Source organism: Agrobacterium sp. SORGH_AS_0745, assembly GCF_030818995.1.
Taxonomy (GTDB): Bacteria; Pseudomonadota; Alphaproteobacteria; order Rhizobiales; family Rhizobiaceae; genus Agrobacterium; species Agrobacterium tumefaciens.
On record NZ_JAUTBI010000003.1, the window covers coordinates 2750913 to 2777816 of the forward strand.

Here is a 26904-nt window from a genome sequence, read left to right on the forward strand (position 1 = left end):
ATATACGGCCCGCTTTCAGCGGGCCGTTTTCATTTCGCGCTTCACCAGAATGACGAAACGTATAGTCAGGAGAACGGCCGCCGTCGAAAGGCCGATCACGAAACCGAACCAGACGCCGCGTCCGCCAAAGCCGAGCGGAAAGGCCATGGTCCAGGCCAGCGCCAGCCCGATCGGCCAATAGGAAATCAGCGCCAGCATCGCCGGAATGCGCGCATCCTTCAATCCGCGCAGCAAACCTGCTGTCACGGCCTGGATACCATCGACCAGCTGGAAGATGCCGGCGATCACCACGAGGCTGCTTGCGTAGGCAAGCACTTCCGCCGCTTCCGGCAACTTCGCGTCAAGAAACCACTTCGCCAGAAATTCCGGAACAGCCGCAAACAGGATGCCGCCGCAAACGGCAATGCCGCAGGCAATCGCGTAGACCATGATGGCGGCGCGCACTAGGTTCCTGAAATCACCCTGACCGAACGCGACACCGACCCTCACGGTCGCCGCCTGCGACAGGCCGAGCGGGATCATGAAAGCGATGGAGGCAAGCTGCAGAGCGATGCCATGCGCCGCAAGCTGCACGGTGCCAATCTGTCCCATCAGGATCGAAGCCGCCGCAAACAGCGTCACTTCGGCAAGGATGGTGATGCTGATAGGCAGGCCAAGGCGCAGCACTTCGAACAGCGCATGCCAGTCCGGCCGCCAGAAGCGCACGAACAGCTCGTATTTCCTGGTTTCCTCACGCGTCTGCACATAAGCGACGATGAAGATGAAGCTGAAGGCATTGACGATGACGGCGACGACGGCCGCGCCGTTCATGCCCATCACCGGCAATCCGAAATGGCCGAAGACCAGCGCATAGGCCATCAAACCGTTCATCACCAGCATGATGATGGTGACATACAGAATGATGCCCGCACGGCCGATGGCACTGACAAGCCCGCGCAGCACGTAAAAAAGCAGCGCCGGCAAAAGGCCGAACTTGGCGATGGCGAGATAATGGCCGGTCAACGCCGCAACTTCGGGGTTTTGCCCGAGATAGACCAGAATGCGCTCGGCGTTGAAGAATATCGGCAGGGCAAGAATCCAGTACGCGATTGCAACCCACATGCCCATGCGCAGCGAGCGGCGGGCAGCCGTCGCATCGCCCTGCCCGTAAGCCTGCGCTACCATTGGCACCACGGCCACGGAAAATCCCGAGCCGAAAATGAAGACAACGAAGAAGAACTGCCCGGCCAGCACCATGGCCGCCAGCTTCTCAGCTCCGAGCTGACCGACGATGACCATATCTGTAGTGTGGATGCCAAGCTGCGCGAGCTGCGCACCGACAAGCGGAATTCCAAGCGCAAGCGTAGCCTTGAAATGCGAAAGCCACGACCCCGATCCAGAGGGAACGGTTTCTGCAACAACCGACGAAGACATTGTAATTCACCTGAATTTTGGCCATTGCCCGCGAATTGCGCAATGGCAGCAGGTGATGAATAAAATATTCCCTTCCTGCACGCAACCTTTGCGGATCAATGATCAAAATTTACGCAGAGCGGCAATTTTACGTCCACTTGGGCCGAAAAGGCCTGACATATAACAAATTTAGCCGAATTTTACCATTTCACTTTACGCATTAGAATATCGCGAAGTTCTTTCAAACCATAAGCTGCATGACGCAGAATATTCCCGCCATTGAGGCATGTCTTTCCCATTATTTTCCAAGATGAGCCGAATGGGCACATCTGGTTCCAAGGACGTGTAGCTTGCCCAAAAAAACCAATCTCATGACGCGCATTCTGTTTGCGGCGTCATCGCTTGTCGTCGCCGCTTTTGCCGGCTTTTCCTTCTATATCGACAGTCTTCAGCACCAGGTGACAACGCAAGCCGTGGCGGAAAATATCGATTCGTCCGGCAAGCAGGCAGCGCAAAGCATCGCCAACTGGCTGAACGGCCGCATCATGCTGACCGAAACGGTTGCGAAGACGCTCGCCAAGCTCCCAGATGACGACGCCAAACTGCAGTTCCTCCAGAACGACGTGCTGACGGCTCAGTTCATGTCCACCTATTTCGGCAATGCCGAAAGCGGCAGTTTCACGACTTTCCCGAAATTGCCATTGCCGGAAGGCTACGACCCGCGCAAGCGCCCCTGGTATCTGGACGCCGTCAAGGCCGGCAAGCCAGTACTGACCGAGCCCTATAGCGATGCGTCGACCGGCGGCCTTATCATCACTGCCGCCATTCCCGTGTCCATCGACGGCAAGCTGGCCGGCGTGACGGGTAGCGACTTCTCGCTGGATTCGCTGGTCACGATGATCAAGTCGGTGGATGCCGGCAAGGATGGATACGCCTTCCTCGTCAGCAAGGACGGCAAGATCCTCATGCATCCCGATGCGAAATTCGTCGACAAGCCGCTGACCGATCTCTTCAAGGTTGATACACCGGCAATTTCTTCCGCGATTTCGCAAACCGAGATCGACGGCAAGGGCAAGATCACCAGCTTCATTCCCGTCGCTGGTCTGCCCTCGGTCGATTGGTATCTCGGTTTCGTTGTCGATTCCGACGTCGCCTATAGCGCGATCGGCCAATTTCGCCTCGCGGCAACCATCGCTACGATCCTTGCCGCCGCGATCATGATCGCCCTTCTGGCAACCGTTCTCAGCCGTTTCATTGTTCGCCCCGTCACGCAGATGACTGCTGCCATGGAAAGGCTTGCCGCCGGCAATCTCGATGTCGCCATTCCCGGCCAGGAGCGCAGTGACCAGATCGGCTCGATGGCTGCGGCGGTTGCCGTATTCAAATCGAACGCCACGGAACGTCTGCGTCTTGAAGGCGACGCCGAACAGAACCGCACGCTTTCCGAACAGGAGCGCAACGACCGCGAACGACTGGCGGCGAAAGACGCGGCCGACATCCAGTTCGCAGTCGATTCGCTGGCAAAGGGACTGACGCACCTTTCGAACGGCGACCTCAACTACCGGATCGAGACACCTTTCGTGACCCGCATCGACCGCTTGCGCGACGACTTCAACAACTCCGTCGCCAAGCTGAACGTTGCCTTGAGCACAGTCGGCCAGAATGCACGCGCAATCGATGCCGGTGCTGGAGAAATCCGCCAGTCTGCCGACGATCTGGCCAAGCGCACCGAGCAGCAGGCCGCCTCTGTCGAGGAGACTGCGGCCGCACTTGAGGAAATAACCACGACGGTCAAGGATTCCGCCCGCCGTGCCGAAGAGGTAGGCCGTCTGGTCGACCGCACGCGCAACAATGCCGAGCAGTCCGGCATCATCGTCGAGGACGCTGTTCGCGCCATGGAAGGCATCGAAAAATCGTCGTCGGAGATCAGCAACATCATTGGTGTGATCGACGAAATCGCCTTCCAGACAAACCTGCTTGCGCTGAATGCCGGCGTGGAAGCCGCCCGCGCCGGTGAGGCAGGCAAGGGTTTTGCCGTCGTCGCACAGGAAGTGCGCGAGCTTGCCCAGCGCTCTGCAAATGCCGCGAAGGAAATCAAGACGCTGATCAACGCCTCAACATCACAGGTGCAATCCGGTGTCGATCTCGTCGGCAATGCCGGCAAGGCGCTGGAAACCATCGTGCGCGAAGTCCAGGAGATCAACCGCCACATCGACGCCATCGTAACGTCGTCGCGCGAACAGTCCACCGGACTTCAGGAAATCAACACCGCCATCAACACCATCGATCAGGGCACCCAGCAGAATGCCGCCATGGTCGAAGAACAGACTGCGGCAAGCCACGGCCTCGCCTCGGAAGCGGCGGCGCTCAACGAATTGCTTGCGCAGTTCCAGCTCGCCACGGCAACGCGGCGGCAGGCTGAATATGGGCGTGCCGCGTAGAGCGAGAATAGCTCACTTGTGAGACCATCGCACCGTTACCCCGGATCCAGTCCGGCATGACGGAGGAGACGTTTCAGTATTCATTATGGCCGGAGCGATCCGGCCATTTTTCTTGTCCGCCCTCAGCACGCGAAAAACCCTGTTCACGCCACTCACACGATCAGCTAGAGCTTGGTCGATCATGATTTGCGGAGGGATCTATGCTGGATTTGATTTGGCGCGGTATTGCCATGGGGGTTGGTGGCACCGTGTTTATGGATATATGGGCGATTGTGCTGCACCGGTTTTTTGGCCAGTCCGCCCCGAACTGGGCGCCGGTCGGCCGCTGGTTCTGGCATCTGCCGAAGGGCAGGATATTTCACGACAGCATCGCCACGGCCGCACCTTACGAGCATGAACTGGCGCTCGGCTGGATTTCGCATTATGCCGTCGGCATTCTCTACGGCATCATTCTCGCCCTGATAGTGCCGGCCTCGTGGTTTTCAGAGCCGTCCTTCATTCAGCCTTGGATCGTGGGCATCGTCACGGTCGGCGCGGGCTGGTTCCTGCTGCAACCTGGCCTCGGCATCGGCTGGGCGGCATCGAAGACGCCGAACCCGAACAAGGTTCGCTTTCTCAACCTCGTTGCCCATACGATCTTCGCGCTTGGCATGTATGCCGTGGCGCTCTTGATGCGCTGAATAAAAAGGGGGCTGAAAAGCCCCCTCGTTCATTTGATTATCAGATATTCGCCGAAAAGGTGTCGCAGTCCTCGACGCGTCCGTTCTGGAAGCCGCGCTTGAACCATTCCATGCGCTGCGCCGACGTGCCGTGGTTGAAACTGTCAGGCACCACATATCCTTGAGTCTGCTTCTGCAGGGTGTCGTCGCCGATCTGGTGAGCAGCGTTGAGCGCTTCCTCAAGGTCACCGGTTTCCAGAATTCCCTTCTGTTCGGTGAACTTGCCCCAGATACCGGCATAACAATCGGCCTGAAGCTCCACACGCACCGACATCTTGTTGGCATCCACCTGGCTCATGGACTGGCGGCGGCGGTTGAACTCCGGCAGGACACCGGTCAGGTTCTGGACGTGGTGGCCCACCTCATGCGCAATCACGTAAGCCTGCGCGAAATCGCCAGACGCGCCGAAACGCTTGTCCAGTTCACTGAAGAAACTGGTGTCGAGATAGACCTTGCGGTCACCAGGGCAATAGAACGGGCCGCTGGCCGCAGAGGCAGAACCGCAGGCAGACGCAACCTGCCCGGAAAACAGCACAAGGGTCGGTTTCTGATAGGTCTCGCCGGCGGACTGGAAAATGCCGCTCCAGGTATCTTCCGTCTCAGCCAGCACGGTGCGCACGAAAGCCGTCGTCTCGTCGGACGATTGGCCCTGCGGCCGAGTGCCCGCCTGCTGGCCGGATTGCTGCGTGGTACCGCCCCCATCCAGTGAAATGTCTCCGCCCGAAAGCAGCGTCAGCGGATTGATGCCAAGCACCCAGCTGATCAGCAGGATCAGCAGAAGACCGCCAATGCCGATACCGCCGCCGCGGCGCCCGATCGGCACGCGCATTCCGCCACGCGAAAAAGGATCGTTGCCGGATGGCCCCGATCCCGCCGACATGCCGCGCCGATCCTCGATATTGTCCGACTGGCGGCGCCCTCTCCATTCCATGCTTTTCTCTCCGCAAACGTCGCCTCAACAGGCAACCTTATAACGGCACTATAATACATCTTGTTCCGGAAGAAAGCGGAGGTGGGTGCATTCGTTCAGGAGGTTCGCCGCCTTTGCGTGAAGACGGTCAGAGACAGCAGGGCAAACACGAACACGCCCGCGAAAAGCACCACAAGACCCGGCTGACCGTCACCGAAAGCAACCTCGTGAATGATCCGCCCCGGAACGAAGGTGAAACCGCCTGCGATGACGATACCGCCGAGATAAACACTCTGCATGATCCTCATATGGCGCCTGATTTCGCCCCTGCGCGCGAAAAGGACCGATTGCAGACAGCCATATATGGTGAGAACCGATAAAAGATGAATCGGGCTGAAACCGTAAAACACCCTCAATTCATGAATGAAGAAGGTCGAAACGGACGTCATGACCATCAGCGTCACCCAAATCCTGCCGAGTAGCCGGTGGATGGCGGTTCCTTTGGGGCGAAGGAAAATGAAGGCGCCGAGAATCGCGGCCGGAACAACGGTGGCGACATGGAATTGCACGGCAAGCGGTGCGTCTAGCAAAGGCTGAAGTGACATGGTGAAGCGTTTTGACCCGGTTGAAATTATCGCTAACTTCGGCAAAACATGCGCGAAAGAAAAACGCATTGGCGTCAACCGCAGGAAAACTTCGTGGATCACCTCTCTTTGCAGTCCACGCTTCGTGAAATGCACGCCATCCTGCAATCGCGCAGACTGTGGCTGACCTTCCTTGCCATATTGGCGATCTTCATTCTGACCGGCCCTTTCGGGACAAGTGAGACCATGAGTTTCGCCGACCGGCTGCTTTACTGGACAATCGTTCAGGCTGGCGCATGGACGTTCGCAATATCCTTTTCCATCCTCGCCAACACCATCCTTGCCAGCAGCATTGAAAATATGCTGACACGCATGATGATCGGCTCGCTGACGGCAGCCCTGCCCATCGGGCTGCTGCTTTCCATCATGAACCAAATCTTTTCCGGCAGGGAAATGGGTTTCGCTGCCTTTCTGAAAAGCAGCCTGTCGGCCCTGCCGCTCTGCGCCATCTTTTGCCTGCTGAGCTACCTCACGGCCTGCCAGTCACGCGCAACGGCAACGGATGCCGTTGCGGACCCGAATGGAGATGCCAAAGGTGAGGTGAAAAGCATCGCGCCGCTGCTGGAGCGGCTGCCGCCGCAAAAGCGCGGAGAATTGCTGCGGCTGTCGGTGCAGGACCACTATACCGAAATCGTCACCACGCGCGGCCATCAGCTCGTTCTGCTGCGTTTTGCCGATGCGCTGAAAGAAATAGGCCTCACGGAAGGCTTGCAGGTGCACCGTTCCCACTGGATTGCCATTTCCGACGTCGTCTCGTTGCGTAAACAGGCTGGCCGTCTGCACGTCATTACAAGAGACGGCTCGGAAATACCCGTCAGCCGCTCCCATAGCGCGGCCGTGCAGGCCCGTTTCGCCGCGCATACACCGGCGGGTTAAGAGTTTCTGTCGATTCCGGAATTTATGGGGTTCCGTTCTCAAAAACATTTGCCTATAAGCCGCTTCTAGCCTGAAAACTTTGAATTGCGCGCCCCGGCCGGTGATCTTTCACCCTGGCTGGTGTTTTGCGCAACCAAAACGCGGAACGAGAGAGCCATGCCGAAGCGCCAAGATATCAAGTCCATCCTCATCATTGGCGCAGGACCGATCGTCATCGGCCAAGCATGTGAATTCGACTATTCCGGCACCCAGGCCTGCAAGGCGCTGAAGGAAGAGGGTTACCGGGTCATTCTGGTCAACTCCAACCCGGCCACCATCATGACCGATCCGGGCCTCGCCGACGCAACCTATGTCGAGCCGATCACCCCGGAAGTCGTCGCCAAGATCATCGCCAAGGAACGTCCGGACGCGCTGCTTCCCACCATGGGCGGCCAGACCGCGCTCAACACCGCGCTGTCCCTGAAGCGCATGGGCGTTCTCGACCGCTACAATGTGGAAATGATCGGCGCCAAGCCCGAAGCCATCGACATGGCCGAAGACCGCGCCCTCTTCCGCGAGGCCATGGCTCGCATCGGCCTCGAAACGCCGAAGTCCATGCTGGCCAACGCCACTGAAATCAAGGACGCCGACCGCAAGAAGCACGAAGCTGCCCGCGCCGAACTCAAGGCGAAGCTTTCCGGTGCGGAACTGGACAAGGCGCTGGACGATCTGGAAAACCAGTGGAACCTTGGCGAGACCGACCGCAAGCAGCGTTACATGGCGCATGCGATTGCAATCGCCGCCCAGGCGATCGACCATGTCGGCCTGCCAGCCATCATCCGCCCGTCCTTCACGCTCGGCGGCACCGGCGGCGGCATTGCCTATAATCGCTCCGAATTCTTCGACATCGTCTCGGGCGGCCTCGACGCTTCGCCGACCACCGAGGTGCTGGTCGAAGAATCGGTTCTCGGCTGGAAGGAATATGAGATGGAAGTGGTCCGCGACACCGCGGACAATTGCATCATCATCTGCTCCATCGAAAACATCGATCCGATGGGCGTCCACACCGGCGATTCCATCACCGTTGCGCCAGCGCTGACGCTGACCGACAAGGAATACCAGATCATGCGCAACGCCTCGATTGCGGTGCTGCGTGAGATCGGCGTGGAAACCGGCGGCTCGAACGTGCAGTTCGCCGTCAACCCGAAAGACGGCCGCCTCGTCGTCATCGAAATGAACCCGCGCGTTTCGCGCTCGTCTGCTCTCGCCTCCAAGGCGACCGGCTTCCCGATCGCCAAGATCGCCGCCAAGCTCGCCATCGGCTATACGCTCGACGAGCTGGAAAACGATATCACCGGCGGCGCGACGCCTGCCTCGTTCGAACCGTCGATCGACTACGTCGTCACCAAGATCCCGCGTTTCGCCTTCGAGAAGTTCCCGGGCGCCTCGCCGATCCTCACAACGGCCATGAAGTCCGTCGGTGAAGTCATGGCCATCGGCCGCACCTTCGCAGAATCGCTGCAGAAGGCGCTGCGCGGCATGGAAACCGGCCTCACCGGTCTCGATGAAATCGAAATCCCCGGCTTTGAAGAGGGCGAAGGCTCCAAGAACGCCATCCGCGCCGCCATCGGCACGCCGACGCCGGATCGCCTGCGCATGGTCGCCCAGGCGCTGCGTATGGGAATGACGGAAGAGGAAGTCCACGAAAACTCGAAGATCGACCCCTGGTTCATCGCCCAGTTCAAGGCAATTGTGGACATGGAAGCCCGTGTCCGTGAGCAAGGCCTGCCGCAGGACGCAGAGAACCTGCGCATGCTCAAAGCCATGGGCTTTTCCGACGCCCGCCTGGCAATTCTGACGGGCAAGCGCCCGAAGGAAGTGGCCGAGCTGCGCAACAGCCTCAATGTTCGCCCGGTCTTCAAGCGCATCGATACCTGCGCGGCAGAATTCGCCTCGCCCACCGCCTACATGTATTCGACCTATGAAATCCCCTTCGTCGGCGCTGCCCGCTCTGAAGCGCAGGTTTCCGACCGCAAGAAGGTCGTCATCCTCGGCGGCGGTCCGAACCGTATCGGCCAGGGCATCGAGTTCGACTATTGCTGCTGCCATGCTGCCTTCGCGCTGAAGGATGCAGGCTTCGAAGCGATCATGATCAACTGCAACCCGGAAACGGTTTCAACCGACTACGACACCTCCGACCGCCTCTATTTCGAACCGCTGACGGCCGAAGACGTGATCGAGATCATGCGCGCCGAACAGGAAAAGGGCGAACTGGTCGGCGTCATCGTGCAGTTCGGCGGCCAGACGCCGCTGAAGCTGGCCGAAGCGCTGGAAAAGAACGGTATCCCGATCCTCGGCACCGCGCCTGACATGATCGACCTTGCCGAAGACCGCGACCGCTTCCAGAAGCTTCTGATGAAGCTCGACCTCGCCCAGCCGAACAACGGCATTGCCTATTCGGTTGAACAGGCGCGCCTCGTCGCTTCGGAAATCGGCTTCCCGCTGGTCGTGCGTCCTTCCTATGTTCTGGGTGGCCGCGCCATGCAGATCATCCATTCGGAAGGCCAGCTCCAGACCTATCTGCTCGACACGGTTCCGGGCCTCGTGCCAGAGGACATCAAGCAGCGTTACCCGAACGACAAGACCGGCCAGATCAACACCCTGCTCGGCAAGAACCCGCTTCTGTTCGACAGCTACCTGACCAACGCCGTCGAGGTCGACGTCGATGCACTGTGCGACGGCGAAAACGTCTTCGTGTCGGGCATCATGGAGCACATCGAAGAAGCCGGTATCCACTCGGGCGACTCGGCCTGCTCGCTGCCGTCCCGTTCGCTGAGCAAGGAAACCCTCGACGAGCTCGAACGCCAGACGACGGCGCTTGCAAAGGCGCTCAACGTCGGTGGCCTGATGAACGTTCAGTACGCGATCAAGGACGGCACGATCTACGTTCTCGAAGTCAACCCGCGCGCCTCGCGCACGGTGCCCTTCGTTGCAAAAACCATCGGTGCGCCGATCGCCAAGATCGCTGCCCGCGTCATGGCCGGCGAAAAGCTTGATGCGGCGATTGCCGCTTACGGCAAGAAACCCGACCCGCGCAACCTGAAGCACATCGCCGTCAAGGAAGCCGTTTTCCCGTTCGCCCGCTTCCCCGGCGTCGACATTCTGCTCGGACCGGAAATGCGCTCGACCGGCGAAGTCATCGGCCTCGACACCGATTTCGCCCTCGCCTTCGCCAAGAGCCAGCTCGGCGCCGGCGTCGACCTGCCGCGCTCCGGCACCGTCTTCGTCTCGGTGCGCGACGACGACAAGGACCGCGTGTTGCCCGCAATCCGTATTCTGGTCGAGAGCGGCTTCAGGGTACTGGCAACCGGCGGCACCCAGCGTTTCCTTGCTGAACAGGGCATCAACGCCGAGAAGATCAACAAGGTGCAGGAAGGTCGTCCGCATATCGAAGACGCCATCCGCAACCGGCAGGTCCAGCTGGTCATCAACACCACCGACAGCAACAAGGCGATTTCCGACTCGAAGTCGCTGCGCCGCGCAACGCTGATGCAGAAGGTGCCCTACTACACGACGATGGCCGGTGCCGAAGCAGCAGCCCTTGCCATCAAGGCGCTTAAGGCCGGCAATCTGGAAGTGAAGCCCTTGCAGAGCTACTTCCTGTAAAATCAGCCGACAACGAAGATCATGGAAACGCCGCGGGTCATGCCTGCGGCGTTTTGCATTGTCTCACAAAAAGCTCAAAAGCCTCACGCCGCCAGGGCTTCGCGCACGCAATTGCGCCCATCCGTCTTGGCGCGGTAAAGGGCGCGGTCCGCCATTTCCGCCAGGGTCTGAAGATCGCAGCGTGCATCTCCGCTGGTTGCGACGCCGATGCTGATCGTCACGCCGACACGCAAACCGCCGCAATCGACTTCGGTTATCGCAATCGCATCGCGAATGCGTTCTCCGATCATGCAAGCCTTTTGAACACCGGCACCCGGCAGGAAGATGATGAACTCCTCGCCACCGTAACGCGCCAGCACGTCACCACCGCGTATGCTGCCGCCGATACGCTTCGCGACTTCCTGAAGAACGCTGTCGCCGACGGCGTGGCCGAAGCGGTCGTTGATTGATTTGAAGTGGTCGATATCGAGCAGCATCGCCGCATCGTTGGGACCCGGCACCGCCGGCATGGCCTGGAAGAAAAAACGGCGGTTCTTGACGCCCGTCAAAGGATCGGTGTTGGCGAGAACCAGCAATTTCCGCTCTGACCGCTCGGCTACCAGCATCATCACGAACAGCGCAATGGCGAAGTTCAACATGATGATCAAGAAAAACGCATTGACCAGATCGATGGCGGCGTATTGGGGCAAAAGCACGCTCTTTGCCACCGACAACGAAATCAGGCCGGAAATACCCGCAATCGCGCCCAACGCGAAGCGGGACAGGAGTGGCTCCTTGCGCCACCGCGCGAAAAGCCCGCCAGCTCCAGCAAGATAGGCCACAGCCGCACAGCCGTTGAACAGGGCCGCACGATAAGCGTTATTGTCAGCCACCTGCTGTGCAAGGACAATTGCCAGCAAGGCAATCAAACAGACAGCTGATACTGTCCCCCTGCTGGCAGCACGTCCATCGCTCACGATTTTCAGGCCAAGCCAGATCAGCGCATAACCCACGATACCGAAGACGATGCTGCCGAATTGCCACAAGGCCGGAGACATTATTCCCCATTCGCCGTACCCAGCGAGCGTGGAGCCGGCAGCCATGGCTGCGAAGCCTGCTGCAAGAGCTGTCGGGCCGTGCAAACCACGATTTGTGAGCTTCAGATATATAAAACTCAGCATTCCAACAATGTAAGAACACTTTTGCATCAGTATCACTGTTGCAAGATCTAGTTCGCCGAGCATCATACATCCACGCAATGAATAAATATAAATATCTGAATTATGGTATCAAGTATAAAATTTCAATAAAAATAACCAATAAACAAAAATTTAATCATACCGATGAAGACATCGATGATCATCAAATATAACGTAAAAACACACAGAACAGTCTATTAGAATAATCTTATAAAATCAATTTCATTCCTGAAATTCTGCATTTCCGCCTCCTTCTGCTGCGAGTCGGGAAGGCGAAGAAGATAGGAAGGGTGCACCGTGACAAAAAGCGTCCGCTCCTCCTGCATCGGTATCGGGCGACCCCGAACCTCGGACACCTTTTCCTTTCCGCCTGTCAGCGCATAAAGCGCAGTTGCACCCATGGCAACGATAAGCTTCGGCCGTACTAGCTCGATTTCCTTGTTAAGCCACCAGCGGCATTGCTGCACCTCGCCCGCATCCGGTCGCTGGTGGATGCGCCGCTTGCCGCGGGCCTCGTATTTGAAGTGTTTGACGGCGTTGGTGACATAAAGCTTTTTGCGGTCAATACCGGCTTCAATCAACGTCCGGTCGAACAACTGACCAGCGGGACCGACGAAAGGTTTTCCGGCAAGATCCTCGTGATCTCCCGGCTGTTCCCCGACGATCATCACTTTCGCATCTTCAGGTCCCATGCCGAACACTGTCTGCGTTGCCTTGCAATGCAGGGCGCAGCGCGTGCATTGGCCAGCCTCCCGCGCCAATGAAGCGAGCGTACCGTCCGGCGCCGGTGGCGGCTCTTCACGCGCCGAGGCCGCGGCCTGCAGGCGGTGATGGAATGGTTGCGGCTGGCTAGCAGCCTTCGCCGCCATCTCCAGCACCCGCGCCTCGGCACCGAGAACGAGACCTGGAATAAGCTCGGCTTCCGGCAAATTTTTCCAGTATTTCTTTGGCATCTCTGCCGTCATCGCTTTTATCTTCAGTCGCGCCGGATTGAATATGTTGGCATAATAGGTTCGCCACAGCTCGTCCGTTTCATCCGTCAGCTCAGGCTTGGACGCGGCCTGCCGCGATGTCTCCAGCACGTTTCCGTCCCACCGCGCGGAGCCGTTCGGTGTTGCGATCAGCCAGTCCATATCCGTGAACCGCCGCTGGAAAAACGGGGCCGTGCGCTCGACGATGAAGTGATCCGGCTCGAACCATGCGACGAAGCGCCGCCGCCCGCCCTGCCCCTGCGGCAAGGATAATTCCTTGAAGCGAACAAAGGCCGTCATCTTGTGACAATCGCGGCGGACCGATTTTTCAAGCTGCCGGGCTTCGGAAACATCCGCATCGGACTTGAACTGCAACAGGGCGCGATCCCGCCTCAGCCGCCACAGCAACCGGTAAAGCAGTGCGAAACGACCCGGATCGCTATGACAGATAATCGCTTGCGCCAACGTCACGAAGGAGGCTGGAACGGACACCTGCACGTCATCCGCACGGGCCGCCGGCAAAGGCTCTCCGGCAAAATCGAGAAGCCCAGCTTTCTCATCCCGCAACCGCCAGTCAATCGCCTCCGGCGGCACATTGGCGGCGAGAGCCGTGCGCGCCGCATCACGCCACTCGCCGAAATCGCCCCGCCCTTCCAGAACCGGGCCGTACATCACAGCAGCGATAATTGTTCGGGCTGCGGAGCAAACATCGCTCGCAAATCCGGCCGTTCGGTCAGCTTGCCCGGCGTCCAGCCGTCGGCAACGATGAAGGCCTTCACCTTTTTCAGGGAAACGCCGAAGCGGGCGATATCCTCCAGCCGCAATCGGCGAAACCGGCGTGAAGACAGGATCGAGGCGACCGTCTTGGTACCGAAGCCGGGCACGCGCAGCAATATTTCGCGATCCGCCACGTTCACGTCCACTGGAAAACGGTCGCGATTTTTCAGCGCCCAGGCAAGCTTTGGATCTATATCTAGATCGAGCATTCCGTTACCGCCGATCGCGGTTATTTCACCAATGTCGAACCCATAAAAACGATAAAGCCAGTCGGCCTGATAAAGCCTGTGTTCCCGCATCAAAGGCGGCTTGATGAGCGGCAGGTTCTTCGACGAATCCGGAATGGGGCTGAAAGCCGAATAATAGACGCGCCGCAAACCATAGCTGCCATAAAGCCGGGCGCTGGTGGACAGAATGGTGCTGTCATCAGCCCCATCCGCCCCAACGATCATCTGCGTGCTCTGTCCGGCAGGCGCAAAACGTTTGGTCTTTCGCGTCCTGACAGTCGGCTCCCCCGCCTCCTCGATCTTCAGGCGGATATCAGCCATCGAGCGGCGAATATTGGCGGGCTGCTTTTCCGGCGCAAAACGGCTGACGCCGCTATCAGTCGGCAATTCGATGTTGATCGACAGCCGGTCGGCGTAAAGCCCCGCTTCCTCAATAAGCTTTGGCGATGCTTCGGGAATGGATTTCAGATGTATGTAGCCGCGAAAGCCATGCGTGACGCGCAGTTCCCGCGCCACCCGCACCATCTCTTCCATCGTATGATCGGAAGAGCGGATAATGCCGGAAGAGAGAAACAGCCCCTCGATATAGTTGCGCCGATAGAACTCCAGCGTCAGCCACACCACCTCCTCGGCAGTAAACCGCGCCCGCTCGACATTGCTCGAAGAACGATTGATGCAATAGGCGCAATCATAGATACAGAAATTGGTGAGCAAAATCTTCAGGAGCGAAATGCAGCGCCCGTCCGGCGCATAGGCATGGCATATGCCCGACCCCTCCGTGGAGCCAAGTCCGCCGGATGCAGCAGAGCTGCGTTTCGTCGTGCCGCTGGAGGCACAGGACGCATCGTATTTGGCCGCATCGGAAAGAATGGCCAGCCGTTGCCTGATTGACTTCTTCATGGTTATGTTCACTATATGTTCTATTGAAAAATGTCAATCTCATCTGTTAAAGCCCTGAACGAATGCAAGAAAATGCCCGTCTCAAATTTGCTGGCATTTCGTTGTCGTCTTCTGATATAGTCGGCTTAGTTATGATTTTGGCATGGTTCCGGAGTTCCCCTCCGGAACCTGTTTCTTTTTGTGTCTGCAAGTAAAGCGACAGGACTGCGAAGGATAAAAAAATGGTAGAAAAAGTACCGATGACGCACGGTGGATTCATCAAGCTGCAGGAGGAGCTGCGCTTTCGCCAGCAGGAGGAGCGCCCCCGTATCATCGAGGCAATTGCGGAGGCGCGCGCCCATGGCGACCTTTCGGAAAATGCCGAATACCACGCTGCCAAGGAAGCCCAGAGCCATAACGAAGGCCGCATCACTGAACTCGAAGACTTGACCGCACGCGCGGAAGTCATCGACCTTTCCAAGATGTCCGGTTCCAAGATCAAGTTCGGCGCCACCGTCAAGCTGATCGACGAGGATAGCGACGAGGAGAGAATCTATCAGATCGTTGGCGACCAGGAAGCCGATGTGAAGGCTGGACGCATTTCCATTTCCTCGCCCATCGCCCGCGCCCTCATCGGCAAGGAAGTCGGTGACAGCATCGAAGTCAACGCACCGGGCGGCGCCAAGGGTTACGAGATTCTCGCCGTACAGTGGGGCTGATCTGCCCTTTCATGCAATGCGCCCCTCGGGCGCATTGCATTGATATCCTGAACTGAACATCCTGCCTTAGCCGCAAAGACGGAAGCCCATCTTGTCCCACGCCAGTCTGAAAGATGTGCAGGTGCTTGCGCCGAACTTCAAGCGCAGGCTCTCCGGCGTTACCTCCACCATCGTCCAGCTTATTCCGGTACAAAACCGGCTGGGTCAGAAAGTGGGCGTCATCGGCCCGGGCCTGCCGCAGCATCTGCCACATGTGCGCTTCCGTGATCTGTGGCGGCTCTGGCAAAACGGCCCGCTCAGCGGTCCGCGCATCTGGCACGCCCGCCGCAATCTCGAAATGTTGCCGGGCATTCTCATGCGTGACGTGCTGCGCATGAAGGTGAAGCTGATGTTCACCTCCGCGGCGCAAAGGCGACATTCCGCCTATACCCGCTTTCTGATTTCAAAAATGGATGCGGTCGTCGCGACAAGCGGCCGCTCAGGCTCGTTTCTGGAAGTACCACACAGCGTCGTCATGCATGGCGTCGATACCGAGCTGTTTCATCCCGCAACCGGCCCGGAGGATACGATCGCTTCGACCGGCCTGCCGGGGCAATTTCTCATCGGATGTTTCGGACGGGTGCGCCACCAGAAGGGAACAGACCTTTTCGTGCGCGCCATGATCGAACTTCTGCCCGACTATCCCGAATGGACGGCCGTCATCTCCGGCCGCGTGACCGCAGAGCACAAGGCCTTCGCCGACAAGCTCGTGGCCGATGTCGCAGCAGCCGGTCTTGCGGACCGCATCGCGTTTCAGGGCGAGGTGGACGACATCAAGCCCTGGTATCGGCGGCTAACCCTCTATGTCGCACCGTCACGCAACGAGGGCTTTGGCCTGACACCACTGGAAGCCATGGCGTCCGAGACGGCTGTCGTTGCCAGCAATGCCGGCGCTTATGAGGAAATGATCGTCAAGGGCGAGACCGGCATGGTCGTTGAGGCCGGCGACTACGCGTCCCTGCGGGATGCCATTAAAACCTATCTTGCCGATCCTGCTCTCGCCAGGGACCATGCCCGTGCCGGACTTTCGCATGTGCGCACTGCATTTCCGCTGGAAAAAGAGGCGACAAGCCTCGGCACGATCTATGACGCGTTGCGGCGCGGGTAAGCGCCGGCGCAATCACTCAAAGGTCCGGCGATCAGATTTCCACCAGACCGACGCGCTTGACCTGACGGATGGTGAGCATGGTGCGCACGGTGTCGACGTTTTCGTCCGCTGTCAGAACCTCGATGACGAAATCCTGAAACTCGGTCAGGTTTCTGGCGATGCAATGCAGAAGGAAATCGCTTTCGCCGGATACCATCCAGGCCTGGCGCACCAGCGACCATCCGGCCGTCGCCGCTGCAAAGGCTTTCAGATTGCTGTCTGACTGGCGCTTGAGGCCGACCATGCAGAAGGCAACGAGATCGAAACCGAGCTTCGGCGCGTTCAACATGGCGTGATAACCCTCGATCACGTCGGCTTCTTCCAGCTTGCGGACGCGCCTGAGGCACGGCGGCGCGGAAATACCGACCCGTTCGGCCAGTTCCACGTTGGTCATGCGCCCGTCGCGCTGCAATTCGCGCAGGATTTTCAGATCGATGGCATCGAGTTCGACGCTGGTCACGGAGAGGTTCCTCGTTAAGCCGGAGAACTTCCTTGTACTACCAGGCGCAGGATTCGCAACAATATGCCGCCGGCCGGTCACAAAATTGCGCGCGCATCCACAACTGCCTTGTTGGTAACGCAAGGCTGCCCTTGAATAAAGGCACTAGACAACCTTAAATACCGGGCAACGAAGGGGTTGCGGCCTGTCCACCGTGCTGCGGCTGGAATGTTCTGCTGCCGAAAGGCCCCGCTACTTTAAAAAGGATTGTTTCCATGTCTGCCCGCCATACCAAGGTATTGATCATTGGCTCTGGTCCCGCCGGTTATACCGCGGCGATCTACGCGGCCCGCGCAATGCTGAAACCCGTGCTGATTGCCGGCATGGAACAGGGTGGCCAGCTGATGATCACCACCGACGTCGAAAACTATCCGGGCTTTGCCGATCCGATCCAGGGCCCCTGGCTGATGGACCAGATGCTGAAGCAGGCGACGCATGTGGGTGCGGAAATCGTCAGTGACCTCGTGACCGAAGTCGAAACCAACACGCGCCCCTTCGTGGTCAAGACCGATTCCGGTCAGGTCTGGACCGCCGACACGCTGATCATCGCAACAGGCGCAAAGGCCAAGTGGCTCGGTATCGAGAGTGAGCAGCACTTTCAGGGCTTTGGCGTTTCCGCCTGCGCCACCTGCGACGGTTTCTTCTATCGCAACAAGGATGTGATCGTGGTCGGCGGCGGCAACTCTGCCGTGGAGGAAGCGCTCTATCTCGCCCATATCGCCAAGTCCGTAACCGTCGTGCACCGCCGCGACAGTTTCCGCTCGGAGAAAATCCTTCAGGAACGGCTCTTCGCCAAGGAAAACGTCAAGATTCTGTGGAACACGGAAATCGCCGAAATCACCGGCGCTCCCGCCAAGCCACCAATGCCACCCTCTGTTTCGGGTGTGCGACTGCGTGACACCAAGACCGGTGTGATCAGCGATACGCCCATCGACGGCGTCTTCGTCGCCATCGGCCACGCGCCGGCCGTCGAACTGTTCAAGGGCAAGGTGAAGCTCAAGGACAATGGCTACATGTGGACCGCGCCCGATTCCACCGCTACCGACGTGGAAGGTATTTTCGCCGCCGGCGACGTTACCGACGATATATACCGTCAGGCCATCACCGCCGCCGGTATGGGCTGTATGGCCGCCCTTGAAGCAGAACGGTACCTCACCGCGCAGCAGCCGCTTGCGGTAGCAGCCGAATAACCGAAAGGCAGGATAGGCATGGCAATGCCATTGGACTGGGATAAACTGCGCATTTTTCATGCCGCAGCCGAAGCGGGGTCTTTTACCCACGCTGCCGACAAGCTGCATTTGTCCCAGTCGGCCATCAGCCGCCAGGTCAGCGCGCTGGAACAGGATGTTGGCGTGAAGCTGTTTCACCGCCACGCCAGAGGTCTTATCCTCACCGAGCAGGGCGAACTGCTGTATCGCACCGCCCATGACGTGTTGCTGAAGCTCGAAACCGTCAAGATGCAACTGACCGAAACGACGGAGAAGCCGAGCGGCAAGCTGCGCGTGACGACGACGGTTGGTCTCGGCCAGGGCTGGCTGACGGACAAGGTGCAGGAATTCCTGCAGCTCTATCCGGAAATGTCGATCCAGCTCATCCTCGACAATGAGGAGCTGGATGTGAACATGCGCCACGCCGATTGCGCCATCCGCCTGCGCCAGCCGCAACAGTCCGACCTTATCCAGCGCAAGCTGTTCACGGTGCACATGCACGTCTATGCGGCGCCATCCTACATCAACCGCCACGGCGAGCCGCAGTCGATCGAGGATCTGGACAACCACCGCATCATCTCCTTCGGCGAACCGGCACCCAACTATCTGCTTGATGTCAACTGGCTGGAAAATGCGGGACGCTCGTCGGACAACACCCGCATTCCGCATCTTCAGATCAACAGCCAGACCTCGATCAAGCGCGCCTGCCTGCTGGGAATAGGTATCGCCTGTTTGCCGGATTACATCGTCGGGCGCGATCCGGGATTGATTCAGTTGTCGCTTGCCGCCGATATTCCCTCGTTCGACACCTACTTCTGTTACCCGGACGAGATGAAAAACGCTGCAAAACTGAAAGCCTTCCGCGACTTCGTCGTTGCCAAGGCACGGAACTGGAACTTCTGACGTTTAAATAGGCCAGCGCCACAAAATATCATACTAATTCATGGAGTTGGCCTTCCCAAGATGGCGGCGCGCCAGACGCGCCGCACTTCAGCTTTGCACATAAATTATACCGGAAATATCCAGACCTGCATCGCACGCATGCCTGACCTGCACAAAAAAGAGTTGTTTCGTGCACAAAAAAGCACCATATCGCTCTCAGTTGATGCACACGGTGGCTTTTCCTCCCAGTTCCACCGCATCAGCTGTTCCCCTCTGGAGGTTTTTGACCTTCACACTTAAAGGGCCCTGGATTTATCCGGCGGCCCTCTTTTTTTACCCGCAAGAATTTTCTCCAATTTGGCGAAATATCGCATGATGCAACCTTGTTTTGCATTCTTGCCACTCCCATATTTCAATCAGCTGTCACGCCTGCCTATGCACGCGACAGCTGTTCCCCTCTGGAGGTTTTAACCTTCAAACTCATTGGCCGCGGAGAAATCCGGCGGCCATTTTTTTGCGCGCTGTTCTCGGCCCGGGTGACTACCTCACAGAGACGTGAATTGTATATCGGAAACTATCGATATAAATATCGAACATGTCAGATATTAGAGAAACGCAGATGAACCCGGAGGAAATCCTCAAAGCCCTTTCACACCCCGCAAGGCTGAAGTTCCTCGAGTGGCTGAAGAGCCCTGAAAGTCACTTCTGTCAGGACCATCCGCTCAGCATGGGCGTATGCGCCAATCAGTTCCAGATCAGCGGCCTGTCGCAATCGACGGTCTCCTCACATCTGGCGGTTTTGCAGGCAGCTGGCCTGATAAGGTCAAAGAAAGTTGGGCAATGGGTGTTTTTCGAACGCAACGAGGAAACCATCGACGCCTTCCGCAATTATCTGCAAGCCAATCTTTGAGCCTCCCAAGCTTATAAGACCGGGGCGTCGGACCGGAAACTGCAAGGCGGTTTTCTCTCCGATGCCCATACATTAGGAAAGCGCGCCAGCCGCGCAATTTCGCCAACCGACCAGAAAGTGAAGTCGCATGACAAGTCTTTTCGAACCGGCACAGGCCGGCGATATCGCACTCGCCAACCGTATCGTCATGGCTCCCCTCACCCGCAACCGCTCGCCGGGGGCAATTCCCAATAATCTCAACGCCACCTATTACGAGCAGCGCGCAACAGCCGGGCTGATCGTGACCGAAGGCACGCCGATTTCCCAGCAAGGTCAGGGTTACGCGGATGTTCCGGGCCTCTATAAGAAGGAAGCGGTTGAGGGCTGGAAAAAGATCACGGATGGCGTGCATGTCGCCGGCGGCAAGATCGTCGCGCAGATTTGGCACGTGGGACGCATTTCCCACACCTCGCTCCAGCCGCATGGCGGACAGCCGGTCGCCCCTTCCGCGATTATCGCCAAGTCCAAGACCTATATCATCAATGATGACGGCACCGGCGCGTTTGCGGAAACCTCCGAGCCACGCGCACTGACCATCGACGATATCGGTCTTATCCTTGAAGATTACCGGACCGGCGCGCGCGCCGCACTTGAGGCCGGTTTCGACGGTGTCGAAATCCATGCCGCCAACGGTTATCTGATCGAGCAGTTCCTGAAATCCAGCACCAACCAGCGCACCGACGAATATGGCGGCTCGATCGAAAACCGCGCCCGCTTCCTTCTCGAAGTCGTCGATGCGGTTGCGGAAGAGATTGGCGCAGGCCGCACCGGCATTCGCCTGTCCCCCGTCACGCCCGCCAACGACATTTTCGAGGCCGACCCGCAGCCACTCTATAATTACGTTGCGGAAGAACTCGGCAAACGCAATCTCGCCTTCATCCATGTTGTTGAAGGTGCGACCGGTGGTCCGCGCGACTTCAAGCAGGGCGACAAGCCCTTCGATTACGCAGCCTTCAAGGCCGCCTATCGCAATGCAAGCGGCAAGGGCCTGTGGATCGCCAACAATGGCTACGACCGTGAGAGCGCCATCGAGGCGGTGGAAAGCGGCAAGGTTGATGCCGTGGCCTTCGGCAAGGCCTTCATCGCCAACCCGGATCTGGTGCGCCGTCTCAAGGACAACGCGCCGCTGAACGAGCCGAACCAGCCGACCTTCTATGGTGGCGGGGCTGAAGGCTATACCGACTACCCGGCTCTTGGCTGATCAGTGCTAAACTTGAAACGCCGCACCGCTCCACAGCGTTGCGGCGTTTTGCCGTTTTAGGACAGGCCTCGCGTCTGCCGCGCAGCAAAGTCTGAAAATGCGCCCATTACGAAGGCGTTGGCCACATGCAGCGCCTGCAGAAAGCCACTGCCCGTTTCCCGACCAATGCTCATCAACGCCACCTGAAGGCAGTAGAGAGCGAGCAGCACGAGCGCGCGCCCAAGGTTTGGCCGGAGGTCATCATGACGAAGGGCGAGCACGACTAGAGATACAATGGGAACGGCGATCAGCATGCCAAGCCCTTTGTGAACCACAAGCAGCGATCCGTCATAATAGATCGACAGCCCTGCCAGCAGCACCTGCGCGAAAATCAACACCGGCACGCCTGCCGAAATCACGGCGAACATACGGCGCCGCCGGGAAAATCCATTAGCCACTGTAACCATCACACCCTACCTCCGGCATCGGTCGCATGATGAAGGCCCGCCGGTTGCTGCACCTCGGCGAGACACCCAAGGCTCGCCAATGTTGTCGATACCGCCGCATCGATCGGCGTTCGCGGTTCCGCGCCGAGGAATTCGACAAGCTTGCGGTTGCTCATCCGGATCGGCATCTGCCACAGATATTTCATTTCCATGACTTCGCGGAACAGGGGAACGAACGGTGCAGCCAGCCCAACGGCTAACCACGAAAGCCGCCGCATCTTGACCGGATGGCCGACGGCCCGCTCGATGGCCCCAACCAGTTGCAGCCCGTCGAAATCCCAGACACCCTCCATGTGGTAGACGGCAAACGTCTGAAGCTCGTCCGAGCGATCGAGCAGCCGTCCGATTATCTCCGCAACATCCGGCAGATAGGCCCATTGATGCCCGGCATTCGGTACTGCTGGATTCTGAACACTGCGAACCGGCTTGCCCGGTCGCACCAGCATCTGCGAAAACCAGTTGTTCTTCGCGTCAGGACCAAAGAAATCACCGGTGCGGACGATCAGGACCGGCACGCCGCGCATCGACGCCATTTTCAAACGCCGCTCCATTTCAACGCGCAAGCCGCCCTTGCGGGTGAAAGGCTTTTGCGGACTGTCCTCCGTCAGAAGCGGAAAGGCATCCGGGCCAAAATTATAGATGCTGCCTGGAAACACGATCCTTGCCCCGCAGGCCTCGGCAGCGGCAATGGTATTGTCGAGCATCGGCAGCACTTGGCTGTCCCAGTTGCGATATCCCGGAGGATTGACCGCATGGACGATGAGCCCGGCGCCTTTTGCCGCCTTCACCACATCCTCCCGGTTCATGGCATCACCAATCACGCGCTCGACGCCATCGACGGCATCAACTGGTGCCGATCGGCGAGTCATCGCCCGCACCCGCCAGCCGCGCTGCAACAACATCTTCGAGACATGGCTGCCGACGCCACCATTCGCCCCAACAATCAGCGCCAGAGGCCGGTTATTCTCTGCTGTATTTGCGTGAATTTCATATATCATTGCCATTACTCCTTCTTCTGGGCTGGAGTATCGGGCCATCAGGCGATATACGAAATTGTCCAAATGAGTGGAGCCGCTATACAAAATCTTATAATCAGAAGCCGCGATGTCAGCTGGGATTTTTACCGCACCTTCCTCAGCGTGCTGCGCGACGGCTCGCTTTCCGCCGCCGCCCGCGAACTCGGCATTACCCAACCGACAGCTGGGCGCCATATCGGAGCGCTGGAAGAGGCCATCGGCTTTCCGCTGTTCATCCGCTCGCCGCACGGGCTGATGCCGACGGAAGCGGCGCTGGCGCTCCGGCCGTATGCGGAAAATCTGGCGGCGACGGCTGCGGCCCTTATGCGGGCGGCCTCCGGCGAGGTCGGCAAGATCGAAGGAACCGTGCGTATCAGCGCATCGGACATCATCGGCGTTGAAATGCTGCCGCCGATCATCGCTGCCATGCAGGAGATTCACCCCCGGCTTGAAATAGAACTTTCACTCTCCGACACGCTGGAAGACCTTTTGCGGCGCGAGGCTGATATCGCCATCCGCATGACCGAACCGCAGCAGGATGCCATCGTCATGCGCTATATCGGCAATTTCCGTCTGGGATTTCATGCCACACGCGACTATCTGGCAAGAGCCGGCATCCCGAAAAACATGGAAGAACTGAACAACCACCGTATGATCGGTTTCGACCGCAAGACGCCTTTCATCAGGGCGGCGATCCAGCGCATGCGCTCGCTCGATCCGGAAATACCCGATATCGAAGAAATTTCCTTCGAAATTCGCGCCAACAGCAACCTCGCCCAGCTTGCCATGATCCGCGCCAGCGCGGGCATCGGCGTCTGTCAGATCGGCCTGGCGCGCAAGGATCCGCGCCTTGTCCAGGTCCTTCCGAAAACCGACATCCCGCTGCACGCATGGGTCGCGATGCATGAAAATCTCAAGACCTCGCCGCGATGCCGTGCCGTGTTCAGCGCCCTTGTCGACGGCCTGAAGGCCCACCTGAAGGAAACCGATCCGGGCGCCCCGCCGCAACGACGCTAGCGCCATTACAGCATCGATGCCGCACGGCCTTGCGCCCGCAAATCCGCAAGACAGACCGGCGAAGCATGGAGGGTGATGCTGTTCTCACCGGAAATGTTGACGCACTCCATCAAAACGGTCTGGCCGGCGGTGAAATCTTGTCGACCACTTCCGCCTCCGGCCGGTCGCCGCCCTGGCTATATTCCTCATGCCACTGGCCGCGTTCGTCCTGATAGCTGATTTCCTCGTCATCGCCGCCCACCTGCTGTTCGGCAGCAACGATGCGCGCGGCCTCAACGGCATCGGCATAGGTAGGAAATGTTTCGGAATAAGCGCCGTTCATGCGGTAGGCGAAGCCACCGTCATGTTCCACGACTTCATATACCACTTTTGTCATGCATGTTCCTCCTGTTTCAGTAGGCGACATCGCAACCACAACCGCGCTTCAAGCATTGCACCCAACGGGGGACAACACGGCATGAGCAGCATGTCCTTGACTGTACCACTATCCTACCAAAAGCACTCAAGCGCAAATCCTGCTTGATCTTAACGACGATACGTCACAGCCTCACACTCTCAGGGGAAGGGAAATCGATGGCGGGTTCTATTTTAAAGCAGGAGCGCATGTTGCTGCTGGCAATACCGGTGGCAGCCGTCGCCTATATGGCCGAACATGCGATATTCGAGGCCGGCAAAACGGCGTCGCTGATTGCCGCGATCGCCCTGATCGGGATGATCGTTCTGGTGTCGATGCGGGTTGCCCACCACGCCGAAATCCTCGCCACCAAGGTCGGCGACCCCTATGGCACGATGATCCTGACGCTGTCTGCCGTGGCGGTGGAAGTGCTGATCCTTGCCATCATCATGAGCGAATCCAATTCGCCGACGCTCGTGCGTGACACGATCTATTCCGCCGTGATGATCGACATCAACGGCATTCTGGGACTGGCCGCCCTGCTGGGAGGCCTTCGCCACGGCGAGCAGCCCTACAATGACGATTCAGGCAAGACGTACGGCGTCATGATCCTGACTGCCATGGGCATCTCGATGATCGTGCCGGAATTCATCCCCAAGGAAAGCTGGCACGTCTATTCCGCCTTCACCATCGTCGCAATGATCGCGCTTTATGCGCTGTTCCTGAAAATGCAGGTTGGTCCGCACAGCTATTTCTTCAGCTACGCCTATCCCCGCAAGGCTCATCCCAGCGGTCATCCATCCGGCGATCACACGGAGGACGAGGAAGAGGGCAGCGTGCCCCTCTCCATCGGTCTCATCATCGCGGGCGTCGTGCTGATCGGCGTGCTGGCGGAATTCATGGCGGCCTTCCTAAGCCAGAGCCTCGAGGGCACAAGCGCGCCACCGGCACTGATGGCCGTCGTGGTCGCGACGATCTCCGCATCACCGGAAATCCTGACCGCGCTCAGGTCCGCATTGCGCAACCGCATGCAGGCCGTGGTCAATATCGCCATGGGCGCATCGCTTTCGACGGTCATCCTCACCGTCCCTGTGATGGAGGGCATCGCACTCTACACCGGTCAGCCGTTCATCATGGCGATGACGCCGGTCCAGACGGTCATGGTCTTCATCACCCTCATCGCCGCCGCCATCAACCTCAATGACGGTGAAACCAACGCGATCGAGGGAATGACGCATTTCATCCTCTTCGCCACCTTCATCATGCTGCTGTTTCTCGGGCTTTAGCCGCAACAAAAAAAGCCCGGCATCGCTGCCGGGCTTTGTTATTCAATATCCTAGACCGATCAGCGGCAATCGGCGCAGAAGCGCTGGATGCGCTTGCAGGCCTCTTCCAGCAGTGCTTCCGACGTGGCGTAGGAAATGCGGAAGTTCGGGCCGAGGCCGAACGCCGATCCCTGCACAACGGCAACACCTTCGGCTTCCAGAAGCTCGGAGACGAAATCCACATCCGACTCGATGACCTTGCCGGACGGCGCGGTCTTGCCGATCATGCCGGCGCAGGACGGATAGACATAGAATGCGCCTTCCGGAGCCGGGCAATTGATGCCTTTCGCCTGGTTGAGCATGGAGACGACGAGATCGCGGCGGCCTTCAAAAATCTTCTTGTTGGCCGGAATGAAATCCTGCGTGCCGTTCAGCGCTTCGACAGCCGCCCACTGAGCAATCGAGCTGGCGCCCGAGGTCTGCTGGCCCTGGATCATATCCATGGCCTTGATGAGCGGCAGCGGGCCGGCTGCATAGCCGATACGCCAGCCGGTCATGGCATAGGCCTTGGAGACGCCGTTCATCGTAAGCGTGCGGTCATAGAGCGAAGGCTCCACCTCAACCGGCGTGACGAATTTGAAGTCGCCATAGGTCAGGTGTTCGTACATGTCATCAGTCAGCACCCAGACGTGCGGATGCTTGACCAGCACGTCCGTCAATGCCTTCAGCTCGTCATGCGAATAGGCAGCGCCCGAAGGGTTGGACGGCGAGTTGAAAACGAACCACTTGGTCTTCGGCGTGATCGCCTTTTCCAGCGCTTCCGGCTTCAGCTTGAAATTGTCTTCGAGCGTCGTGTCGACGAAGACAGGCGTACCGCCGCAGATCGCCACCATTTCCGGATAGCTGACCCAGTAAGGTGCAGGAATGACGACTTCGTCACCCGGGTTGAGGGTGGCCATGAAGGCGTTGAAAAGGATCTGCTTGCCACCGGTGCCGACGATGGTCTGCTCCGGCTTGTAGTCCAGACCATTTTCGCGCTTGAACTTGTCGGCAATCGCCTTGCGCAGTTCAGGAATACCTGAAACGGGCGTGTATTTCGTTTCGCCGCGCTTTATGGCGTCAATGGCGGCTTCCTTGATGTTTTCGGGCGTATCGAAATCCGGCTCGCCGGCGCCAAGGCTGATCACATCGCGGCCCTTCGCTTTAAGCTCACGGGCTTTCTGGGTAACAGCGATGGTGGCGGATGGCTTTACGCGGGAGAGAATGTCGGCAAGGAAGGCCATTTTTAATCGGTCCTGTTGTGGTTGACATCGGCAGAGGCGGAAAATCCTGTCTTCTGCGGCATTTTCTATGTCGAAAGACAGGCGCTCTTTCAAGGTCAAAAGCAGCATATGTGACACGGGGAAGAATTTAAACCTTCCTTA

23 protein-coding genes are annotated in these 26904 nt (G+C 58.6%); 12 read left to right on the forward strand and 11 right to left on the reverse strand.

Features of this window, described 5'->3' with window-relative positions; genetic code table 11:
- Positions 1-15: 15 nt before the first annotated feature.
- Positions 16-1413: an MATE family efflux transporter gene (locus tag QE432_RS23215; protein ID WP_013636556.1), complete on the reverse strand. Its 1398-nt coding sequence runs from the start codon at positions 1411-1413 to the stop codon at positions 16-18.
- Between the two features lie 329 nt (positions 1414-1742).
- On the opposite strand from QE432_RS23215, the gene mcpU reads away from it, so the two are divergent.
- The gene (mcpU, locus tag QE432_RS23220) at positions 1743-3833 is read left to right on the forward strand and encodes a methyl-accepting chemotaxis protein McpU (RefSeq protein ID WP_065659165.1); all 2091 of its coding nucleotides are present in this window, start codon (positions 1743-1745) and stop codon (positions 3831-3833) included.
- Between the two features lie 200 nt (positions 3834-4033).
- Positions 4034-4513: a DUF2938 domain-containing protein gene (locus QE432_RS23225; RefSeq protein ID WP_306625871.1), complete on the forward strand. Its 480-nt coding sequence runs from the start codon at positions 4034-4036 to the stop codon at positions 4511-4513.
- Positions 4514-4553: 40 nt separating this feature from the next.
- On the opposite strand, the gene ypfJ is transcribed toward QE432_RS23225, so the two are convergent.
- Positions 4554-5483, reverse strand: coding sequence for a KPN_02809 family neutral zinc metallopeptidase (ypfJ, locus tag QE432_RS23230; protein ID WP_003513383.1), 930 nt, complete (start codon positions 5481-5483; stop codon positions 4554-4556).
- A gap of 95 nt (positions 5484-5578) precedes the next feature.
- Complete coding sequence (locus QE432_RS23235; RefSeq protein ID WP_112673545.1) at positions 5579-6067, reverse strand: DUF2306 domain-containing protein; 489 nt, start codon at positions 6065-6067, stop codon at positions 5579-5581.
- A 48-nt stretch (positions 6068-6115) separates the two neighbouring features.
- On the opposite strand from QE432_RS23235, the gene QE432_RS23240 reads away from it, so the two are divergent.
- A complete protein-coding gene (locus QE432_RS23240; RefSeq protein ID WP_065687156.1) occupies positions 6116-6982 on the forward strand; it encodes a LytTR family DNA-binding domain-containing protein in 867 nt (288 codons plus the stop codon).
- Positions 6983-7138: 156 nt separating this feature from the next.
- The gene (gene carB / locus QE432_RS23245) at positions 7139-10627 is read left to right on the forward strand and encodes a carbamoyl-phosphate synthase large subunit (protein WP_003513392.1); all 3489 of its coding nucleotides are present in this window, start codon (positions 7139-7141) and stop codon (positions 10625-10627) included.
- Positions 10628-10710: 83 nt separating this feature from the next.
- Here the strand turns inward: carB and QE432_RS23250 are convergent, their stop codons facing one another.
- The 3 genes from QE432_RS23250 to QE432_RS23260 form a co-directional block, all read right to left on the reverse strand.
- Entirely contained in the window at positions 10711-11850 is a 1140-nt protein-coding gene (locus QE432_RS23250) for a GGDEF domain-containing protein (RefSeq protein WP_026330772.1), read from the reverse strand.
- Between the two features lie 152 nt (positions 11851-12002).
- The gene (locus QE432_RS23255; protein WP_306625874.1) at positions 12003-13448 is read right to left on the reverse strand and encodes a UdgX family uracil-DNA binding protein; all 1446 of its coding nucleotides are present in this window, start codon (positions 13446-13448) and stop codon (positions 12003-12005) included.
- The gene (locus QE432_RS23260; protein ID WP_065702322.1) at positions 13448-14680 is read right to left on the reverse strand and encodes a putative DNA modification/repair radical SAM protein; all 1233 of its coding nucleotides are present in this window, start codon (positions 14678-14680) and stop codon (positions 13448-13450) included. Before QE432_RS23260 ends, QE432_RS23255 begins: the two co-directional genes overlap by 1 nt.
- 221 nt (positions 14681-14901) lie before the next feature.
- On the opposite strand from QE432_RS23260, the gene greA reads away from it, so the two are divergent.
- Positions 14902-15378: a transcription elongation factor GreA gene (gene greA / locus QE432_RS23265; protein WP_003513396.1), complete on the forward strand. Its 477-nt coding sequence runs from the start codon at positions 14902-14904 to the stop codon at positions 15376-15378.
- Positions 15379-15469: 91 nt separating this feature from the next.
- A complete protein-coding gene (locus QE432_RS23270; protein ID WP_111796067.1) occupies positions 15470-16525 on the forward strand; it encodes a glycosyltransferase family 4 protein in 1056 nt (351 codons plus the stop codon).
- Positions 16526-16556: 31 nt separating this feature from the next.
- On the opposite strand, the gene QE432_RS23275 is transcribed toward QE432_RS23270, so the two are convergent.
- A complete protein-coding gene (locus QE432_RS23275) occupies positions 16557-17024 on the reverse strand; it encodes an Lrp/AsnC family transcriptional regulator (RefSeq protein WP_003513401.1) in 468 nt (155 codons plus the stop codon).
- A 254-nt stretch (positions 17025-17278) separates the two neighbouring features.
- Here QE432_RS23275 and trxB point away from each other — a divergent pair, with 254 nt between their 5' ends.
- The 4 genes from trxB (at position 17279) to QE432_RS23295 (ending at position 21303) form a co-directional block, all read left to right on the forward strand.
- On the forward strand, positions 17279-18253 hold the full coding sequence (gene trxB, locus QE432_RS23280) for a thioredoxin-disulfide reductase (RefSeq protein ID WP_003513403.1): 975 nt from the start codon (positions 17279-17281) through the stop codon (positions 18251-18253).
- Between the two features lie 24 nt (positions 18254-18277).
- Entirely contained in the window at positions 18278-19174 is an 897-nt protein-coding gene (locus QE432_RS23285; RefSeq protein ID WP_003513405.1) for a LysR family transcriptional regulator VtlR, read from the forward strand.
- Positions 19175-19772: 598 nt separating this feature from the next.
- Entirely contained in the window at positions 19773-20063 is a 291-nt protein-coding gene (locus QE432_RS23290; protein ID WP_003513408.1) for an ArsR/SmtB family transcription factor, read from the forward strand.
- A gap of 127 nt (positions 20064-20190) precedes the next feature.
- Positions 20191-21303 carry an alkene reductase gene (locus tag QE432_RS23295; RefSeq protein WP_113157334.1) on the forward strand — a complete coding sequence of 371 codons (1113 nt, stop codon included), beginning with the start codon at positions 20191-20193 and terminating at the stop codon, positions 21301-21303.
- A gap of 56 nt (positions 21304-21359) precedes the next feature.
- On the opposite strand, the gene QE432_RS23300 is transcribed toward QE432_RS23295, so the two are convergent.
- Complete coding sequence (locus QE432_RS23300) at positions 21360-21749, reverse strand: DUF6220 domain-containing protein (protein ID WP_013636569.1); 390 nt, start codon at positions 21747-21749, stop codon at positions 21360-21362.
- Positions 21749-22786 (reverse strand): NAD-dependent epimerase/dehydratase family protein, encoded by a 1038-nt coding sequence (locus QE432_RS23305; protein WP_306625876.1) that lies wholly within the window; start codon positions 22784-22786, stop codon positions 21749-21751. The genes QE432_RS23300 and QE432_RS23305 overlap by 1 nt, the downstream gene beginning before the upstream one ends.
- A 63-nt stretch (positions 22787-22849) precedes the next feature.
- Here QE432_RS23305 and QE432_RS23310 point away from each other — a divergent pair, with 63 nt between their 5' ends.
- Positions 22850-23821 carry a LysR family transcriptional regulator gene (locus QE432_RS23310; RefSeq protein WP_306625878.1) on the forward strand — a complete coding sequence of 324 codons (972 nt, stop codon included), beginning with the start codon at positions 22850-22852 and terminating at the stop codon, positions 23819-23821.
- Between the two features lie 109 nt (positions 23822-23930).
- On the opposite strand, the gene QE432_RS23315 is transcribed toward QE432_RS23310, so the two are convergent.
- Positions 23931-24197, reverse strand: coding sequence for a DUF2188 domain-containing protein (locus QE432_RS23315; protein WP_003513427.1), 267 nt, complete (start codon positions 24195-24197; stop codon positions 23931-23933).
- 197 nt (positions 24198-24394) lie between these two features.
- Here QE432_RS23315 and QE432_RS23320 point away from each other — a divergent pair, with 197 nt between their 5' ends.
- Positions 24395-25501, forward strand: coding sequence for a calcium:proton antiporter (locus QE432_RS23320; RefSeq protein WP_306625880.1), 1107 nt, complete (start codon positions 24395-24397; stop codon positions 25499-25501).
- A 59-nt stretch (positions 25502-25560) separates the two neighbouring features.
- Here the strand turns inward: QE432_RS23320 and QE432_RS23325 are convergent, their stop codons facing one another.
- The gene (locus QE432_RS23325) at positions 25561-26763 is read right to left on the reverse strand and encodes a pyridoxal phosphate-dependent aminotransferase (RefSeq protein ID WP_003513431.1); all 1203 of its coding nucleotides are present in this window, start codon (positions 26761-26763) and stop codon (positions 25561-25563) included.
- Between the last annotated feature and the right edge of the window lie 141 nt (positions 26764-26904).